General features: G+C 36.9%; 4 protein-coding genes. 3 read left to right on the forward strand and 1 reads right to left on the reverse strand.

The window, feature by feature from the left end; translation table 11 throughout:
- Nucleotides 1–1,088 (forward strand): hypothetical protein (locus tag BIZ39_RS20465; RefSeq protein WP_222936728.1); only part of this gene is annotated, 1,088 nt, incomplete at its 5' end.
- Nucleotides 1,089–1,181: 93 nt separating this feature from the next.
- Here the strand turns inward: BIZ39_RS20465 and BIZ39_RS20470 are convergent.
- Entirely contained in the window at nucleotides 1,182–1,484 is a 303-nt protein-coding gene (locus BIZ39_RS20470; RefSeq protein WP_187447912.1) for a hypothetical protein, read from the reverse strand.
- Between the two features lie 123 nt (nucleotides 1,485–1,607).
- Between BIZ39_RS20470 and BIZ39_RS20475 the strand changes: the two genes are divergently transcribed.
- Complete coding sequence (locus tag BIZ39_RS20475) at nucleotides 1,608–3,116, forward strand: MBOAT family O-acyltransferase (protein ID WP_187447913.1); 1,509 nt, start codon at nucleotides 1,608–1,610, stop codon at nucleotides 3,114–3,116.
- A gap of 9 nt (nucleotides 3,117–3,125) precedes the next feature.
- On the forward strand, nucleotides 3,126–4,127 hold the full coding sequence (locus tag BIZ39_RS20480) for a hypothetical protein (RefSeq protein WP_187447914.1): 1,002 nt from the start codon (nucleotides 3,126–3,128) through the stop codon (nucleotides 4,125–4,127).
- Nucleotides 4,128–4,158: the final 31 nt, after the last annotated feature.

Genomic DNA, 4,158 nt, shown 5'->3' on the forward strand with positions numbered 1-4,158 from the left:
CAGTTAAGTCAACGAGTATTCAGTCTGTAAGCTCAATAGAGGAATTAAAGAGCTTAGTTAACCCAAGTGATGAGATGTTTGGCAAAGTAGAGGTCTTAATTTTTAAGCTTGCAGTCTGTTTAGAACACAGTCATAAGTCTGATACGTCCTCAAAAAAAGCAATTATTTATATTGATGATGAGCCAGTGAATGTTCTTGTCGAGTCCTCTGGTAATAATGTTATCGCTAAAGTGAGAGATATGCGTTATTACGTAGCAATATTGAGATTATGCCTCGATGCTATGAAAAGGCGGTATGCCCAATATTTAGATGGGGCGATTGAACTCGCTACTGTTCTAAAACCAGAATTTGTTATCGCCGAAACTGATATTCTACGCTCAATGAATTTAGATACAGGTACTACTTCAAGAAAGCATGCTCATAATGCCATGATGCGTTTAGATGCGACGACCTATAAAGTACTCTCAGCACCGAAAGCATTCATGGATGAATTTAAAATCAAAGAATATTTTGCGAAAGTCTCACACTTTGACGTTCGGAACTATGCTAAGACTATTGATGACAGAGTGGCTTATCAAATCGAACTGAGTAACTCACAAATTCAAAGTCTTTTTGAAGAATGCAAAAACCAAGATTCCTCTCTTCTTCTTCAAGTAGATCACCGCATTTATAATGAACGCAATCCTTTAGCTTTCATTTTTACTTTCTTTTCATCGAGCATGAAATTGGGCTCTATTAATCGATATACGTTCCAAAGCTTAAAGGACAATATCGCTCCTAACATGCAACTCAGAGAGTTTAAGATTCAACTATCTGCTCTTTTATTTAAACACCGACTGGAGCAGCGGGATGATAGTGGAAATAAAATTGATTACATAGAATGGACAGCCGACAAGAAAGTGATAAAAATAATCAATGCGAAATTTAATGGTATAGAAGTTTCTATCCCTGATGGCGAGACGATTTTCGTTCAACGAGATACAAATTACGAGCGCATGACAATGAATAAAAGGATATCAAGCCGGCGTATAAATAATCGTATCTCACCTCAATCTCAAGCGGCCTGTGTATCTAAAAATGACGAATAATATTGGCTGGTGCTAAATAAATAGCTGATTGTAAGGATAAAATATATAAAAAGAGAGAGTTATTAGATACATGCCAATCTTGTAATTGAATAATTAAAACTCGTAATTCATCCCTTCAAATACTTTTTTAGCCTTTACACATACTAAAATATTTCTCGCCTCGTCTTTGACTAGCAAACCATCTCGTTTTATTTCGCAGTCTTTCAACTTAGCTAAAACGTAGTGTCTTTGTGCAGCACAATGCTGAGTTGCAAAGAGGTTTGAGTTATTTTCAACGCAAGGGGAGGGGAGTAACCGAAACATTTGTTCCTCAAGGTATGTTTCTTGACTACCAAAAGAAAGAGCTGAATAAAACATAGTTAAAGGTAACATGATTGCGCCCACTAATACTTTCATAAGATAACTCCAACTCAATTAAGACCATTGCAGGTTAATACATCTTAAAAACCGCACTACTTCTCAATGTGTTAAATAAACAATTAATACAATGTAAAAGACCAATTATTTAGCGACATTTCTATGCTTTTCGTTGAACCTGTTTTTTTATTTGTATTTTTACCTTTGGTAATGTTGGCAGAACGGATCTCGCGTAATACTGGAGTTACGACTCGTTCAACACTTCTTGTGACGTCAGGAATTCTTTTCTATGCAGCCTGGTCATGGAAATACTTATGTTTATTACTTATAGCAATTGTTTGTAACTTCGGGATTAGTAAGCTCATTCATCATGATGTCGTCAAAGGAAATGTTAATCAGGCGAAGTTATTACTGTGTGTAGCAGTGGTGGGTAATCTCTCTTTGTTAGCAATTTTTAAGTATTTAGATTTTTTTCTAATTTCATTTGGCTTCAATTCAACACTAAATTTAATACTGCCGTTGGCGATATCTTTTTATACATTTCAACAGGTTGCATACATAGTTGATGTTTATAGACAAGAAATAAAACCACCAGCACTGATGAAGTATTGTTCATTTATATTGTTTTTTCCGCAACTGGTTGCTGGACCTATTGTTAACTTCAAGGATGTTAGTCGAGATCTAAGCCAATTTGAAAAAAGCCGCAATCTTGTCCGGTATGATCTTGCAATCCCCTACATATTAATTGGATTAGGAAAAAAGTTACTCATTGCTGACCCATTGGGTGTTTTCTTGGCACAGCAACAGCTTGTAATGAGCATTGGTGAAACTACGCCATTGTTGAGTATATTGACTATCTTGGCGTACGGTCTGCAACTTTACTTTGATTTTAGTGCTTATGGAGATTTAGCACTTGGTTTAGGGTTTGCTTTAGGAATTAGGCTACCAATTAATTTTGATTCGCCCTATAAGTCAGTAAACATTGCTGAATTTTGGCGTAAATGGCACATCACGCTTGGACGATTCCTCAGAGACTATTTATATATTCCTCTTGGTGGTTCACGAGGTTCCCTTAAACGAACCCTGCTTAATCTAATTACGGTTATGTTGTTAGGTGGGTTATGGCACGGTGCTGCGTGGGGTTATGTGTTATGGGGTGCATTACATGGCTTTGCTTTAACGCTTTATCAGTTATACAAGCACTTTATACGTAACCTAATTCACAAACACATCAAGTTCACGAATAAACCCCTTTGGCTAACTCAAACTTCAAATGGTTTGTCCAATGTCTTAACAGTAAGCTTTGTATTTTTAGCTTGGGTTCCTTTTTATACTGAAGGTGTCAGTGATGCCCTGATGATTTGGTCATCAATTTTTTCATACGATGGCAATGTCATTGTGAACGCAAATGCGCTTTATGAACTATATGGCATTGAAATTGGGGAATTGTTATTAAATATCACGTTGGGCTTTACATTAGTATTTTTTACTCCGACGTCTCATGAACTTGTAAGCTACTCAGTAAGACAATGGAAAAGTATGGAAGGAAGTTTTTTTTACTCCGTTCTTAGACATCCTCTAATGTTAGCTATCTATACGCCCATAGTTATGATTGCTGGAAAGTCATTAATTGTTGGCCCCGTTGCTGCCTTTTTGTATTTTCAATTTTAGGGTGCCGTTATGGATGTAATAAAAGAAAACTTCTCGAGCTTTTTTCAGGAAAATAAAATTAGGTTAAGCGTAATATTAGTGAGCTTTTTACTGAGCATTTGCGGATACACAATAGCTACACTGCGCTTTGAAGGTGAGTACATTCACCGTCACCAGTGGATTACGACGTTTGCTGATTATAAAAAGCAATTAAGAGAAAGTGCTTACCCAACAACCCCTGTTTTGTTGATTGCCGGCGACTCAACACCGCTATTTGGTGTTGATGCAAAAACGTTATCAGAGAAGCTGAATAAGCCTGTCATAAACTATGGTTTAGGTGCCGCATCTGGGTTATCGACAATTCTAAACGAAACGTTTTATTCTGTCAGAAGTGGAGATGAAGTTATATTAATCGTTTCAGACCGACTTTTAGCAGAAAATTCAGAGCTTTATCTCAACCAAGCGTTAGTCAACATACTTGATTCTGAGGAAATGACCGCCGCGACATGGTTGCAACAGATTCAATCATTACTATTTGCACCATGGGACATAATATTGTTTGGTTTCGACGGTGCGGATGATGATAGCCATTTTATGGAAGTTTATCAGACTCAAAGCTTAGGAGAGTTTGGTGATATGAATGCTGAAGTATTAGCATCAAACAACCCTCCAACATTACCGAATAAGATAACACGTGCTTATCCAGTCTCTGAATCAGCGATAGAGCGCCTAAATCAGTTTAAAAATCAATTGCATGCAAAGGGTGTCAAATTCTCATTATTACTATCACCACGAATGAAAGGGTATACGGACAGAGATAACTATCAAAACGTAATTTACGCGAATATAGAAAGCTTACGTTCAGCTGGCTTAACAGTATTGACGTCTCAAAATGATTTACCCGACATATGTTTTGACAAAAAATACCTATATGATTTTGATACGCATCTCAATACGTCGGGCCGCGATATTTTTACTCATTATATAGCCAATAAGTTGCTACAACAGGCTCATAAGACCTGTTGTAGCTAATTGACCAGCTATTTTCTGGGAGGGTTATTAC

The sequence above is a fragment of the Alteromonas sp. BZK5 genome (assembly GCF_014349115.1).
Taxonomy (GTDB): domain Bacteria; phylum Pseudomonadota; class Gammaproteobacteria; order Enterobacterales; family Alteromonadaceae; genus Alteromonas; species Alteromonas macleodii.

Bases quoted from the DNA above. Each gene is read 5' to 3' on its own strand.
- BIZ39_RS20470 (WP_187447912.1), bottom strand. From the start codon at position 1,484: ATGAAAGTATTAGTGGGCGCAATCATGTTACCTTTAACTATGTTTTAT.
- BIZ39_RS20475 (WP_187447913.1), top strand. From the start codon at position 1,608: ATGCTTTTCGTTGAACCTGTTTTTTTATTTGTATTTTTACCTTTGGTA.
- BIZ39_RS20480 (WP_187447914.1), top strand. From the start codon at position 3,126: ATGGATGTAATAAAAGAAAACTTCTCGAGCTTTTTTCAGGAAAATAAA.